Annotated in this window: 12 protein-coding genes, 5 tRNA genes and 2 rRNA genes; 3 read left to right on the top strand and 16 right to left on the bottom strand. The window is 28.2% G+C overall.

The features are described 5' to 3' along the window. Positions 1-28 precede the first annotated feature (28 nt). Positions 29-1,180: a DUF3798 domain-containing protein gene (locus tag KQI86_RS19695; protein WP_216441128.1), complete on the bottom strand. Its 1,152-nt coding sequence runs from the start codon at positions 1,178-1,180 to the stop codon at positions 29-31. 491 nt (positions 1,181-1,671) lie between these two features. Here KQI86_RS19695 and KQI86_RS19700 point away from each other — a divergent pair, with 491 nt between their 5' ends. From KQI86_RS19700 to KQI86_RS19710, 3 genes are all read left to right on the top strand, one after another. Continuing rightward, positions 1,672-1,980, top strand: a complete 309-nt coding sequence (locus tag KQI86_RS19700) for a winged helix-turn-helix transcriptional regulator (protein ID WP_216441129.1) — start codon at positions 1,672-1,674, stop codon at positions 1,978-1,980. Between the two features lie 290 nt (positions 1,981-2,270). Next, a complete protein-coding gene (locus KQI86_RS19705; protein ID WP_216441130.1) occupies positions 2,271-2,972 on the top strand; it encodes a pirin family protein in 702 nt (233 codons plus the stop codon). Between the two features lie 29 nt (positions 2,973-3,001). Further along, positions 3,002-3,601 (top strand): nitroreductase family protein, encoded by a 600-nt coding sequence (locus tag KQI86_RS19710; protein WP_216441131.1) that lies wholly within the window; start codon positions 3,002-3,004, stop codon positions 3,599-3,601. Between the two features lie 59 nt (positions 3,602-3,660). Here the strand turns inward: KQI86_RS19710 and KQI86_RS19715 are convergent. The 15 genes from KQI86_RS19715 to KQI86_RS19785 all read right to left on the bottom strand — a co-directional run. Then, positions 3,661-3,737, bottom strand: a tRNA-Arg gene (locus tag KQI86_RS19715). Positions 3,738-3,830: 93 nt separating this feature from the next. Next, a tRNA-Ser gene (locus tag KQI86_RS19720) sits at positions 3,831-3,921 on the bottom strand. 30 nt (positions 3,922-3,951) lie between these two features. Beyond that, a tRNA-Ser gene (locus KQI86_RS19725) sits at positions 3,952-4,042 on the bottom strand. 120 nt (positions 4,043-4,162) lie between these two features. Continuing rightward, on the bottom strand, positions 4,163-4,330 hold the full coding sequence (locus tag KQI86_RS19730; protein ID WP_425514398.1) for a hypothetical protein: 168 nt from the start codon (positions 4,328-4,330) through the stop codon (positions 4,163-4,165). 10 nt (positions 4,331-4,340) lie between these two features. After that, positions 4,341-4,721, bottom strand: a complete 381-nt coding sequence (locus KQI86_RS19735; protein ID WP_216441132.1) for a DUF1667 domain-containing protein — start codon at positions 4,719-4,721, stop codon at positions 4,341-4,343. Positions 4,722-4,741: 20 nt separating this feature from the next. Beyond that, positions 4,742-6,133, bottom strand: coding sequence for an NAD(P)/FAD-dependent oxidoreductase (locus KQI86_RS19740; RefSeq protein ID WP_216441133.1), 1,392 nt, complete (start codon positions 6,131-6,133; stop codon positions 4,742-4,744). A gap of 40 nt (positions 6,134-6,173) precedes the next feature. Next, positions 6,174-8,408 (bottom strand): hybrid sensor histidine kinase/response regulator, encoded by a 2,235-nt coding sequence (locus KQI86_RS19745; protein WP_216441134.1) that lies wholly within the window; start codon positions 8,406-8,408, stop codon positions 6,174-6,176. A gap of 118 nt (positions 8,409-8,526) precedes the next feature. Further along, positions 8,527-11,205, bottom strand: a complete 2,679-nt coding sequence (locus KQI86_RS19750) for a UPF0182 family protein (RefSeq protein ID WP_216441135.1) — start codon at positions 11,203-11,205, stop codon at positions 8,527-8,529. Positions 11,206-11,210: 5 nt separating this feature from the next. Then, positions 11,211-12,374 (bottom strand): DUF362 domain-containing protein, encoded by a 1,164-nt coding sequence (locus tag KQI86_RS19755; RefSeq protein WP_216441136.1) that lies wholly within the window; start codon positions 12,372-12,374, stop codon positions 11,211-11,213. A 17-nt stretch (positions 12,375-12,391) separates the two neighbouring features. Continuing rightward, positions 12,392-12,907, bottom strand: coding sequence for a transcription repressor NadR (locus KQI86_RS19760; protein WP_216441137.1), 516 nt, complete (start codon positions 12,905-12,907; stop codon positions 12,392-12,394). Between the two features lie 17 nt (positions 12,908-12,924). Next, entirely contained in the window at positions 12,925-13,419 is a 495-nt protein-coding gene (locus tag KQI86_RS19765) for an HD domain-containing protein (RefSeq protein WP_216441138.1), read from the bottom strand. A 121-nt stretch (positions 13,420-13,540) separates the two neighbouring features. Further along, a tRNA-Ala gene (locus KQI86_RS19770) sits at positions 13,541-13,616 on the bottom strand. Between the two features lie 3 nt (positions 13,617-13,619). Continuing rightward, positions 13,620-13,696: transfer RNA gene (locus tag KQI86_RS19775), tRNA-Ile, on the bottom strand. A 6-nt stretch (positions 13,697-13,702) separates the two neighbouring features. After that, positions 13,703-13,819 (bottom strand): 5S ribosomal RNA (gene rrf / locus KQI86_RS19780). Between the two features lie 110 nt (positions 13,820-13,929). Continuing rightward, a 23S ribosomal RNA gene (locus tag KQI86_RS19785) occupies positions 13,930-14,085 on the bottom strand; the annotation flags it as partial.

The raw sequence follows: 14,085 nt of genomic DNA on the forward strand, positions 1-14,085 counted from the left end.
GCTCTTATAAGCAACCTGTATTATTTTATTAAAAATCAATGTAATCCGATAGAACTACATAGAAATTATCTAAAGTCTGGTTAGTTTTTTCATCTTTGAAAGTATTTATTTGTATTGGCTTTCCAGCCACCTTTTTACATATCTCCTCTAATTTAGCCTTATCATTTTTTTCTTTTATATCACCTTCTAAGTAAGCTTTAGCATATTCAACGCCAGCTTGAACAAATAACATATTAACAGGTACCGGCCAAGTAGATAATCTTCCTGTTCCATTCATTTCTGCAACCTTTTTCTTTGTCTCTTCTATAACATAATTTAAATCACCTTTTTTATCCTCTGGTATTTGTATTCCCAGGGCACCTGGATATCCATGATAAGGTGATGGACAACATTGTTGTGATAATATAGCTCCTTCTTGTAGTACTGCTTTAATTAAAGGTTCTTGCATAGAGCAGTTTGTACTAAAAAATGATGTATCTTTCCCTAACTCTTTAACTTTTCTTGGAATGTCTTCTAAGATAAACTGTTGAGCTCCTGGAACTCCAGCATCTCCAGTTGGGTCTGGTGCAGTAGCATCTACAAATTTAATTCCTTCTTCTTCACAAGTCTTTTTTAATATATCTCTTCTCATCGCTAATAATTGATAAGACATATGTCTTGGGAAAGAGTAGTGAACAAAAGTTTTAGCTCCTTGTTTCTTAGCTTGTTTTATTATTGCCGTTCCCATTCCTAACTCATCTGCCTGTAAAACTACATCTGCCTTTGAAGCTATTATTGATGGGTCTTCCCCTGGAACTCCAGCAATAAATAAGATGTCATCCCTTTTTTCCTTTACCTTATCTATCGCTGCCGCAGCGCCAGGAACAGCCTGTACGAAAACTATAGCCTTCACTTCTGGGTCTGATGCTAAACTTAACGTATTAGCTATAGTAGTTTCCTGTTCCTTTGAAAAATTATCTGGATAAGTTTGAAGAACTATCATATCCCCATATTCTTTCTTCATGTTTTCAGCTGCTCTGTATTCCTCTTCTCCTTGAGAAACGGTTCCTGTAATAACACCTATTTTAAAATTTGATTTATCAGGTGTATTCGCAGGTGTGCTACTTGTTTTACTGCCACAACCTACTACACTTATTGCCATCGCCCCAGATAGCAATATAGATAATATTCTTTTTTTCATAAATTAACCCCCTCTTAAAATATTCACATGAGATCTATAATTATATTTTATAATTATTCATTTAAATTAATTAAATATTCATATTTTTTTATTTATATATATGCAAACAAATTTATAAAATGAATTTTAATTAACTAAATACTTCATTTTATAGACATATAAATACATATGATTGCTTTGCGCATACACTTGTTCATAATTTATTCAAATTATACGCTATGTGTTACCATTAATCAAGAAAAATTTTTCAATTTATTATTTTCAGATTATTGAATCATATTTGTTTTTTATCATTCATTAATGAAGTTTATATTAGATTTTTTTGACATAGAATAAATATTTTTATTAATCAATATTTATTCATTTAATCTTTAAAATGAATATCATAATTTCATTTAAAAAGGAAAAATATCTATAAATTGGTATTATATAATAAGTTACTTACTTTAATAAAGTAAGTATGATAGAATAATAACAGGTGGTGATTAGACATGGAAAAATATCATATGTGCCCCAAATTTGAAAACGCTTTTGAATTATTGGGAAAGAGATGGACTGGATTAATTATAAGAACATTATTGAATGGACAAAAGCGATTTTCTGATATAGCAGAATCAATTCCTAATATGAGTGCTCGTATGCTTACAGAAAGATTTAAGGAATTAGAAAATGAAGGCATTATCATTAGAAAAGTTTATCCAGAAACTCCTGTACGTATAGAATATGAGCTTACAGAAAAAGGTCGTGAGCTTCAAACTGTTATGGACGAAATTCAAAAATGGGCAGAAAAATGGAATTAATTAAGATAATATAAAGAATTTGAGAAAGAATCTCCTAATGTTAGGAGGTTCTTTATATTTTTATCTATGTAAAAATGAAAGTTTGAAAACACCTGTAAATATGTATCAAAAGATTCTTGACTAATTATAATATATATGTAATAATAAATTTAAATTTAGTTACTAAAAATAACTAACTTTAATAATTAGCTATAATAACTATTTGTAAGTTAATGAGATAAATTCTATAGAAAAATTTATTTATATTTTAAGTTAAAGTTATAAGTAATAATCAAAAGGAGAGATGTAGAATGTTAAGAAAGATAGAAAGTAAAAATATGGGTAGTAGCAATCTTGGATGGTTAAGAAGTAAATTCCACTTTTCTTTTGCTGAGTATTACAATCCAGATAATATAAACTTTGGGGTTTTAAGAGTTATAAATGATGACTTAATTGAATCTAACACTGGATTTGATACTCATCCTCATAGAGATATGGAGATAATATCCTATGTAGTTAATGGTGAGCTTACACATGGAGATAGCATGGGTAATAAAAACACTATAACACGTGGTCATGTTCAATACATGAGTGCAGGAACAGGGGTTTACCATAGTGAGCATAACCTTGGAAAAGATACATTGAGACTTTTACAGATATGGATTTTCCCTAATAAACAAGGATACAAACCTAGCTATGGAGACTATAGATTTAATTGGACTGATAGACAGAATAAATGGCTTCATATGGTTTCAAGTAAAGATGGAAATGCACTAATAAAAATAAACCAAGATATAAATATTTATTCCTTAGAACTTGAACAAGGAAAAGAGATTAGTTTTCTAATTAATACAGGAAGACAGGCATATTTAGTTCAAATAGAGGGAATATCTATAATAAATGATATCCAGTTAGATGATAGAGATGGATTGGAAATAGTTGAAGAAGATATTTTAATCAAAGCAAAAGAGACTTCTCATATTTTAATTTTAGAAATGAATAAACAAGATTAATATTTTATATAAATTGGAGGAATGATTAAATGTCAAAAGATTTTTTTACTGCTGTAGCAGATAGACGTACATTTTATGGAATTAGCAAGGAGGCTGTGGTTCCAGACGATAGAATTAAAGAAATCATAGACCATGCTGTGAAGCATACCCCATCTGCATTTAATTCACAAAGTGCAAGGGTAGTTTTATTATTAGGAAAACACCATGATAAATTATGGGATATTACGAAAGAGGCTTTGAGAAAGGTTGTACCCGCAGACAAGTTTAGTCCTACTGAAGATAAAATAAATTCATTCCGTAGTGGGTATGGTACAGTTTTGTTCTTTGAAGATAATAATGTAGTAGAATCTCTTCAACAACAATTTGCTCTCTATAAAGATAACTTCCCAATTTGGTCTCAGCAAGCAAGTGGAATGCATCAATTTGTTATTTGGACTGCTTTAGAAATTGATGAATTTGGAGCATCATTGCAACATTATAATGAGCTTATTGAAACTGATGTAAAAAAAGAATGGAACATACCGGACAACTGGAAGCTAATTGCACAAATGCCATTTGGAAAACCAACAGCACAGCCAGATGAAAAACAGTTCCAACCATTAGAAGATCGTATTAAGGTATTTAAATAGATTCTACTTTAAAATAGAAAAACACCAAGAATTGAATTACTTCAAGCCTTGGTGTTTTTTGGTGCGTCGGAGAGGATTCGAACCCCCGACCAACTGGTTCGTAGCCAGCTACTCTATCCAACTGAGCTACCGACGCATACTTAACACTAATATATTAACATATATTTATAAAAAAATCAATTAGTTTAATTCCTATAAAAGTAAAAAGCATCTAGTTAACTAGATGCTTTGGCGGAGAAAGAGGGATTTGAACCCTCGCGCCGGTTTCCCGACCTACGCCCTTAGCAGGGGCGCCTCTTCGGCCACTTGAGTATTTCTCCATGTCCAAATTTACTTTATAAATAAAAAAATGGCGGAAAGACAGGGATTCGAACCCTGGGTGCGGTCACCCGCACGCCGGTTTTCAAGACCGGTGCCTTAAACCAACTCGACCATCTTTCCGTATCTCATGACAAAATAAATTATATCAGTGATTTAGAGTTATGTCAACAGTATTTTAAAATTTTTTTATTAAATAAAGGTAAAATAAGGACATCTTAATTTACCTTTATTCATTTGGCCTTATTTTATAACTTCTATATAGTGTTTAAATGCTGCAGTAAAGCCTAAATCACCTTCGCATATCTTTAATACCCTATATGGTAAATCTAGCCCCTGAAGTACCGCTTCAAATCTAAAACATGCACTATATGCTACGTGTTTTGGATGTATATATACTATATATGTCAACTTCTAATATTTATTCTTTATCATAACTGATTGCCTTATCTATGTTTCTTGTACATAATATATCTACACCTGTGTTTAAAAGGTTATGGCATACTATATCTCCAATTTTTACAGGTGCACCTACATACAACATACTCAAAGCTTTAGAGCAATCTATCCACAGTTTTTTATCTATTGTTTTACTACTTTTAACTGGAACCACATTGCAATCTGCCCCTTTTATTCTAACCAAAGTAGTAAATATGTCTTTGTTATTTTTTCTTTCTTCATTAGCATAATAAATGCCATCATTGCATTTATTTCCGCTTATTTCAAAGGTATCTTCATCATCCCATTGCATATTTATAACGCACTTATCATTGCAACCATTACATATAAAATCTTTACTCATTAAAAATACACCCTTCCAAGCTACTCATATTGAAATTCTTTAATTCTAGACTTGAGTATATTTGAATTTTTTGAGTCATTTACTATATCAGTAGGTTTTTTATTTGTTTCTCTAGCTAAAATAGAAACAATTTTGCTAAAACATTCAGATCCTTTACAGCTTCCAAAGGTTACTCCAGTTCTTCTTTTTATTCCTTCAACTGTACGAGCTCCTAAAGGTCTTCTAATTGCATCTACTATTTCACCCTCTGTAATATTCTTGCAAATGCATACTATATTCGCATATTTTTTATTCATTTTGATAATTTGATTTCTCTCTTCATTAGAAAGCTGACTAAACTTATAAACTTCTCTTCTTTTCCCTACAAAGTCTTTTTTCAATACACAATTAATATTGCTTACAATAGTTTCACAAACCATTTTTGCTATAGAAGGAGTCATCGTTACCTGACCATAATGCTTTCCTACAACTTTAATATAACCTTTATCTATTAAACTTTCATCTATTATTATAGTATCTTTATAATGAGGCCATTGATAAAAAGCATTTATTTTATTTTCATCTATTTCTCCCATTAAATTATTAAAATTCTTTAATGTATATTCATATCCCACTGGTTTCTCAGTATTTAAAGCTAGTATAATGTTTCCTTGAACTGTGGGAATTATACGCACAGTCTCTTCAGAATCTTTAATAGTGAACACTATATTATTATAATTCACCTTACAATCTTTCTCTAAAAGAAAGAAACTTAAATTTCTTTTTTCCTTATATATTTTTTCTGAAGTATCAATACTATAATTTTGACCTGGAGTTGTATTAATAACCATTTTACATGTAAATTTATTTTTATTAGTTATTACTCTAAATCCTTTAGTTATTTTTTGAATATCTACTACTTCTTCCTCTAATCTAAAATTAACTCCATTATCAAAAGCTATTTCTCCATATGCTATAGCTAGATCATATGGACATATTACTCCTGTATTTTTAGAATATAAAGCTTTTGATACTTTAACACTTAAATTTGGTTCTAATTCATATACTTCATTACTTTGTAATAAAGTTATATTTTTTATTCCTCTTTCTAAAGCTCTTTCATACATTTTATTTATCATATCTTCGCTTTTTTCATCTTCAGCTATAATTAAAGAACCTTGTCTTTTAAAAGGAACATTTATCTTCGATGAAAGTTCATCAAACATTTCATTTCCCATCATTTCAAGTTTAGCCATTAAAGTATCGTCACACTCTACACCATCGTAAACCACTGCTGAATTAATTAAAGCCACATCATCGGCTATATCATAATCTTTTTCTATTAATGCTATATTTAAGCTATACTTTGATAATTCATAGGCTACAGCACAGCCTATTATACCACCACCTAATATTAGCACATCATAATCCATAAACTTCCTTCCCTTCAGTATAAAATATAAATTATATATACTAAGTGGTTATCTTATTTTTATATTTCATAAATATTTGTTTTAATTTTTCTTTATCAATTGGTTTAGTTAATACTAAATCAACATTTTCAGTCATATCCATATCAAAATTCCCTAACCAGCCAGTCATTAAACAAAAAAACACATCTTTATTAATCTTTTTAGCAATATTAGATATTTGCACTCCATTCATTCCAAGCATTGAAAAGTCACAAATTATTATATCATATTTTCTTCTTTTTAATTCTTCCTCAATATTTTCATTTCCACAACTTTTTATTCTACAATCAACTATGGATTTAATCATATCTGATATAACACTTCTTATTTGACTTTGATCATCTATAATAAGAATATTACCCTTAAATTCAATTTTTTCCTCGTACATTTTTTCTTCTACTAAATCCGTATCATTGCAAATAGGTAATTTAATATTAAAACATGTCCCTATTTTTTCCTTACTATCAATTTTTATTTCTCCACCATGCTCCTGAATTATTTTATAAGAGAGACTTAATCCTAAACCAGAACCTTTATTTCCTTTTGTAGTGAAGAATGGTTCGAACACCCTTTTTACAACTTCTTCATTCATTCCCATCCCATTGTCTTTAATTTTAATACATACTTTGTCATTAATTTCCTGGGTAATTATTTCTATTTTACCCCCGCCATCAATTGAATCTATTGCATTTCTAATTATATTTACAAATACTTCTCTTAATTCAGTAGCATTACCTTTTACTTTAGCTTTAGATTTTAAATTAAATATTACTTCTATATATATTCCATTTAAATTGCTTTCTGTTAGCCATTTATTCTTAGTCAAATCAATTGCATCTGTCAAAATATCATCTATAAAAAATAATTCTAATTTATTTTTTATGTTTTTTCTTGTAAATCTATTTACTTTGTTAGCTATGTTCATGCCATCATATGCACATATTTCAATTATTTTTAAATGTTTCATTATACTTTTGTCGTTTATATTACTGTCTCTTAACAATTGAATAGATCCAACTATAGGTGTTAAAACGTTATTGATATCATGAGCTATACCTGCTGCCATTTCTCCCATAGCTCTTAGTTTCTCACTCTCTATAAATTTATTTTGCAATTCACAATATTTATTTTGCTCATATATTAAGTGAAATACAGTTTTACATAATGGCGCTATATAATTTATATCTTCTTTTAATATTTTTTTATCCCTTTCATATCTTCCAACCCAAATAACACCTTTTATATTTTCGTAACTATCTACATAAACTCCTAAACAGCTACTTATAGCTATCTCTTTTATTGCTTGCTCCATATCAATATTATCTGATTCTGAAATATCTATAAAAGAATTAGAACCTTTATTAATTATTTTTTCATTTGTATTCTTTTGAAAACTTATAAATTTTCTATTGTTTATCATATGATATTGGTGTCTTTTAGTTATTCCAAAACTACTGTCTAATCCAACAATATTTTCTCTCATTTTATCTGAAGTATATATTATACAGAAATCAATATCACAAACATCTTTTAAATTATTGATTATTATATTTTTAAAGGTATCCTTATCTAAAGTCTTAGGCACATTGGAAAATATATCATTAAACATAACTAAATTATTATTTTGATATTTTAGTTCTGCATTAGAATTTAACAAACATAAAATACTATCTATTTCTTCATCACATTGAAAGTAAAGTTCTTTATTTTTATCGAATATAATCATAGTATCTAATATTAAACATAATTCTTTTAATGAATTAACATTATATTTATAATTACTAATAAAAACTATATTTTTAACCTTTGCATTAGAGTAGGAAATAATATTACTTACACATTTTATTAATTCGTCTAAATCACCAATTCTCCTTGCGTAGTTTCTAAAATCCCATAAAATAGTAACTTTATCTTTTGTTTTAGCGGTATATTTTAATATTTCTAATAAGTCTATAGAATTTACATTAAAATTTAAAGAATCATATAATTTTATATCTAATTTTTCGTTATTTATGCTACTTATAATTAAATCATATGAAGATAAAAATATTTTTTCCAAATCCTTATATAAAAGTTCATCTGTAAATATTATAACTTTTTCTTTTTTTAATAAACTTTTGCATATATTATCTTTAATAGAATTTGGAAAATTAATTATATTAAAAGAGTCTGTGCTAATATATATACTATTTTTTAGTTTTTTATTTACAATTACTCTTTTATCTTCACTATTCATAATATACCTCACAAAAATACGTTATAAAAGTATCATTCAACATTTTTTCTAAAAATCCTTTTAAATATAACAAAAAAGTTAAACAGATAGATTGATAAACTATCTGTTTAGCCTTTTATTATTTACTTAAAGTGTTAAGTATATCTCCTAATGATTTTATATATTCTCCATATTTAGCCCAATCCCCATTTTTCTGAGCTTCTATAGCTTTTTCATAGGCATCCTTTGCAGCTTTTATACTTTGAAAATCTTTATTATTTTCTTCATTATTATTTTCTTTTCCCTTATTATTTTCTTTTTCATCTATATCAAACATTTGTTTTATAGCTAAATCAAGATTTTCTGCTATTACAACTCTATCATCATAAGATAATATTATTCTTTTTACTTCTGGAGCACTATTTTTGCCGCTAGCTCTTAAATACATAGACTCAACATATAATAAAGAATTATTTAATGGAACTATTATTGTATCTCCAAATATAACCTCTGAAATACTAGTATTCCAAAGAGCTATCTCTTTTGAAATAGATGGATCCTGTTTTAGCTTTTGATTGAAGAAATATGGGCTATATATAGTCTTATGAGAAGGCATTTTATACATTATTAACTTTCCGTAGTTATCTCCATCCATTCTTGCTCCAAATATTGAAGACATAGTATTTCTACTTTTCATATTAAAATATTCTAATACTACCATCTCATTACTTTTTTCTCCTGGTAATCTCATAACTACATAAGGCGATTCATCTACAGCCTCTTTAGTTTGTACTAGTTTTTCATTTTTCGATACTTCCCACAAATCATCTCCATTTAAAAATGCTATAGGATCTGTCATGTGGTATTTCTCCAGTACACTACATTGTATTTTAAAAATATCTTCTGGATATTTTATATGATCTTTTAATCCTTGTGGCATACTACTTAAATCCTTAAATAAATTTTTAAAAATCTTTGAATAGCTCATTATTATAGGATCATCTTTATCTACTATATAGAAATCCATATCTCCTTCACTAGCATCTATTACTACCTTTACAGAATTTCTTATATAATTAATATTATTATATGATTGGGAATAAGGATATCTATTTGACACAGTATATGCATCTATTATCCAATATAATTTTTCATCGTGTATAACTACATATGGATCTTTATCATATACCAAAAATGGTGCTATCTTATTTACTCTTTCAATTATATTTCTATTTATTAGTATTTTACTATCTCTAGTTATATCTCTTGAAAGAATAAAGTTTAAATTTTTCTCTTTTATAGCAAATAAAACTTTGTTGAATAATGTCATTCTTATACCAGATTTACCATCATACTGATTTATTTTATTATCTCCACCTTTAGGATAATCAAATTCTTTTAAATTGGTATTAACAATAGCATAATCATTAGTCTTTTCACCAAAATAAATTCTAGAATTTTTTAAAACAATATCTGTATTATTTTCTTCTGGTATATCTTTAATTAAAAAATCAGGCTGTCCCTCTTGCGTAACGGAATTAACTTTGCTTGCAGCAACTCCATATCCGTGGGTATATATTAAATGTCTATTTTGCCATGTATTAGGATCAATATTTTCAAGATTTAATTCCCTAGGAGCTATAAAAACCTGAGTGTATTTATCATTAATATTATATCTATCTATATCCATATCATTGAATATATAATATGGCCTAATAGTTTGATATTGATTGTAAAACTCTAAAGCTGGTTCAAATGAATTAATCCTAATATTATCTATTATATCTTTATTATTTTTTATATCACTAATGGTTAAGTTATTCTTTACATCAAAGTCTATCTCCTGTATATCATCAATATTAAACGCTTTTCTTGTATAAGCAATATTATGTTTAATATATGGCTCTTCTAACTTTTTTTCATTAGATTTAACTATGAAATTTTGAACTAAATTTGAAGCTACTCCTTCAATAGCAGTAAGTAAAAAAATACCACATAAACAAATTATTATAGGTTTAATTTTTTTTCTTGTAATACTAAAAAAAGCTACAATGGCTGAAACTATACATAATACTATTATTATCCTATAAAACAATAATGTCACTTTCACATCTGTATAGCTAGCTCCAGTTGCTCCTCCCCTAGGACTATAAACTAAATTCCAGCTTTTTATGAAGAAGCCAAGTGCTAATATTATTAATATTAAAGATGAAATTACTGCTAACTGTCTTCCTGCTAGAATTGTAATTCTACTTTTTTCTTCCTTAAAATTAGATAATATTTCCCTTAAGCCACCACGTTGTACATTATCTTTTATAGATAATGCTAAATACATAATAAATGTTGTTAATACTAAAAATACTAGTAGTCCTATTAAAGCGTTATATATAGATTCTATAAGAGGTAATTTAAATATATAAAATGCTATATCTTTATTAAATATTGGATCTGTTAAATTAAAATTTACTGAATTGTTAAATTGCAAAATATAATACCAATATTCACTAGAAAATAGATATGCAACAGTTATTGAAATTAAACTATTAATACATAGTAAAATTTTATTATTAAATATCTTCTTAAATTCAATCTTATTTTTAGTTATTATATTATAATATACATATACGAAAATAAAAATAATTATAAATGATGGTATCATTAGCTTTATTAGTGCATTAATTTTAGTAAAATAAACTGCTAAATACGATACTTCTTTATACCATTGTATGTTTATCAAAAATTCAACTATTGTATTTATAAATAACATACTTATAGTTATAATACTAATAAAAATTATGAATAAAACACTTTTTTTCAAATATTTCACCTTCTACTCATTCCTAATATTCTACCTAAAGTATTATATTTTAATTCTATAGCTCCTTCTGGACACAGTTCTTGACAGCAAAAACATCTTATACATTTTGTCATATCCCATTCAGGCATTAGTGTATTGCTATCTTTAATCATATTTATAGCTTTAGGATTTTCAGGACAAACTTCCTTACATCTCTTACATCCTATACATTTGTTTTCTATTAATGATGGGTAAGGAGCTATCATTCCCCTCAAGAAATTATTTACTACTGGACTTACGAAATAGAAGTTTCCAGCTTTTCTACATAATTTAAAATCATCTACTTTTAAATCTTCAATTTTTTCTCCAAGAACTTCAATTTCATTAGGTAAAACTGGTCCCCAATTATAGTCCTTTGCTTCCTTCAATACTGGAATATCTAAAGGATTGTCATAACCTATAAGCCTTACAGCTACAGAATCCACTGCTGTTAGGCTCTCCCCCATTATTAATGTATTTAATTTATATGGCTCTCCACTCTTAGGACCATTTCCTTGCATAGCAACTATACCATCTAAAATTGCAAAGTCTGTGCCTATAAGGGTATTTAAATCTAATAACATTTTACAAAAATTATTAGCATCTGGCATTCTTGTATGCCAAGTAGCCTTTTGAGTACCTGGAACGCATCCAAATTGATTTTTTATTGCACCTGTGTAAAAAGCCATACCATGGGTTTTAAGCTTTGGTAATGTAATAACAACATCTGCTTCATAAGCTGCCTTTGCTACATTCCATGATTTACATAGTATAGAATCTTCTAATCTTACATGAATTGAATCACTAAATCCATCAAACTTTACATCATATTTTGACGCTACATCTATTAATCCTGATCTTTCAGCAGCTTTTCTTGAGTCTCCAAATCCTGGAGAATCTCCAAATGTAATATCACTAGAATAGTCCTTTAACACCCTAATAACAGCTTCAAAAACTGCATAATGAGTTACAGCAATAGAACCTGGTTTTTCAATATTTAATAAGTTTGGCTTTAATAAAACTTTACTATTGTATGGAATAAGTTTTCTTAAAAATTTTTCTCCTCCTAATAACTTAAAACCCTCTCTTATTTTTTCTTCTATTAAGTTAACATTATAATACCCACATTTTATTAGAGCAACCTTCTCCATAATTCTTTTCCTCTCTATTACTCTTCTAGTAAATATCCCTTCTCACTAAGTTCTTCAACTATTTTATTGATTTGATCCTCTTTTTCAGTCCATACTGTGTGTAAATGTACTCCATTAGTTAAAATAAGCAATGGTTCTGCTTTATAGTTTGTAAACTTCTTTACAAAGTTGTCTACATCATATAAATTTTTAATCATTAACATAGCTTTAATTTCACCGTATAACGGATGATCTACTAAAACATCTTTAACAACTCCCCCATACTTTATAATAGTTTTTAATTCTTCTTCTATTTCATTGGAATTATGACATAGAGCTAATATTTTAAAATATCCACCTTTTTCATTTTTGTTTATAATGTAACCGTCTGGAGTAGCTATTATATCTGTTCCTTTGGCTCGCAGTATTGCAATATCTTTTACTATTACCTGTCTTGTTACCCCTAATTCCTCAGCTAATTTTTGTCCCTTAATTGGAGATAAACTTTTTACTAATAAGTTTATCATATATTGTCTTCTTTCTTCTGCATTCATAGCAACCTCCTTATAAATTAATTATTATCATCACATAATCTAATTATATCTAACTCATCATTATTGAATTCCTTATTATGATGGTTTCTTACTATATATAAAAAACCTTCATCATATTCTTTATCTTTTAAAATTTTATATCCATCTTCCCCATGATTAAAGTATGTATTGATTTTTTTTATATTTGAATATTTTTTTATATTCCCTCTAGTTATAGAATCTAGTAATACTAATACGGATTTATCTATTATGTTTAATTTACATTTGATTTTTCCTATATCATGGAGGAGTGCTATCTTTATTAATCTATCTTTATTTAAACTTTTATTTTCATTGCATTTATTCTCTACTTCATAGGCTACCCTTACACAATGTTTTTGATCTCCTTTAGACAACTTTTTAAACATACTAATTTCATACTCATTTAAATATTTAGATATATAAATATAATCTTCTTTTACCATTCTATCCAAAAAGTAAAGATAAAACTGCTTTACTCTACTTATATTCATTTATATTCTCCTTTATTTAAATACATCTCATATTACAATTTTAATATATAATTTATAAATTTCATATTAATAAATTGTAAATAAAAAAAGTCTATGGTTAAACTAACCATAGACTTTATAATGGTGGAGATAAGGAGATTCGAACTCCTGACCCCCTGCTTGCAAGGCAGGTGCTCTCCCAGCTGAGCTATACCCCCATATGGTGGACCTTCAGGGACTCGAACCCCGGACCAACCGGTTATGAGCCGGTTGCTCTAACCAACTGAGCTAAAGATCCATACTAACCTGGCGACGACCTACTTTCCCACAAGGCCTCCCTTGTAGTATCATCGGCGCATTGAAGCTTAACCGTCGTGTTCGGAATGGGAACGGGTGTTACCTTCAAGCCATTATCACCAGATACTGTTCCACAGAAATCTTTGATTTCGTTTTGGAACAGTACTTCGCAGCTTTAGCTGCCGAAGTTTCATTGAAAGAAATTCTTTCAAAATTGCACAAAGCATTTTAATTAAGATCAAGCCCTCGACCTATTAGTACTAGTCAGCTGAATGTATTACTACACTTACACCTCTAGCCTATCAACCTTGTGTTCTTCAAGGGGTCTTACTAGCTTACGCTATGGGAAATCTAATCTTGAGGTGGGCTTCACGCTTAGATGCTTTCAGC

Origin of the sequence: Clostridium mobile (assembly GCF_018918285.1) — a bacterium.
GTDB lineage: Bacteria > Bacillota > Clostridia > Clostridiales > Clostridiaceae > Clostridium_AW > Clostridium_AW mobile.

Coding starts and splice junctions, on each gene's coding strand:
- KQI86_RS19765 (WP_216441138.1), bottom strand. CDS start 13,419: ATGAATATAAGTAGAGTAAAGCAGTTTTATCTTTACTTTTTGGATAGA.
- KQI86_RS19735 (WP_216441132.1), bottom strand. CDS start 4,721: ATGAGTAAAGATTTTATATGTAATGGTTGCAATGATAAGTGCGTTATA.
- KQI86_RS19710 (WP_216441131.1), top strand. CDS start 3,002: ATGTCAAAAGATTTTTTTACTGCTGTAGCAGATAGACGTACATTTTAT.
- KQI86_RS19745 (WP_216441134.1), bottom strand. CDS start 8,408: ATGAATAGTGAAGATAAAAGAGTAATTGTAAATAAAAAACTAAAAAAT.
- KQI86_RS19695 (WP_216441128.1), bottom strand. CDS start 1,180: ATGAAAAAAAGAATATTATCTATATTGCTATCTGGGGCGATGGCAATA.
- KQI86_RS19755 (WP_216441136.1), bottom strand. CDS start 12,374: ATGGAGAAGGTTGCTCTAATAAAATGTGGGTATTATAATGTTAACTTA.
- KQI86_RS19700 (WP_216441129.1), top strand. CDS start 1,672: ATGGAAAAATATCATATGTGCCCCAAATTTGAAAACGCTTTTGAATTA.
- KQI86_RS19705 (WP_216441130.1), top strand. CDS start 2,271: ATGTTAAGAAAGATAGAAAGTAAAAATATGGGTAGTAGCAATCTTGGA.
- KQI86_RS19740 (WP_216441133.1), bottom strand. CDS start 6,133: ATGGATTATGATGTGCTAATATTAGGTGGTGGTATAATAGGCTGTGCT.
- KQI86_RS19760 (WP_216441137.1), bottom strand. CDS start 12,907: ATGAATGCAGAAGAAAGAAGACAATATATGATAAACTTATTAGTAAAA.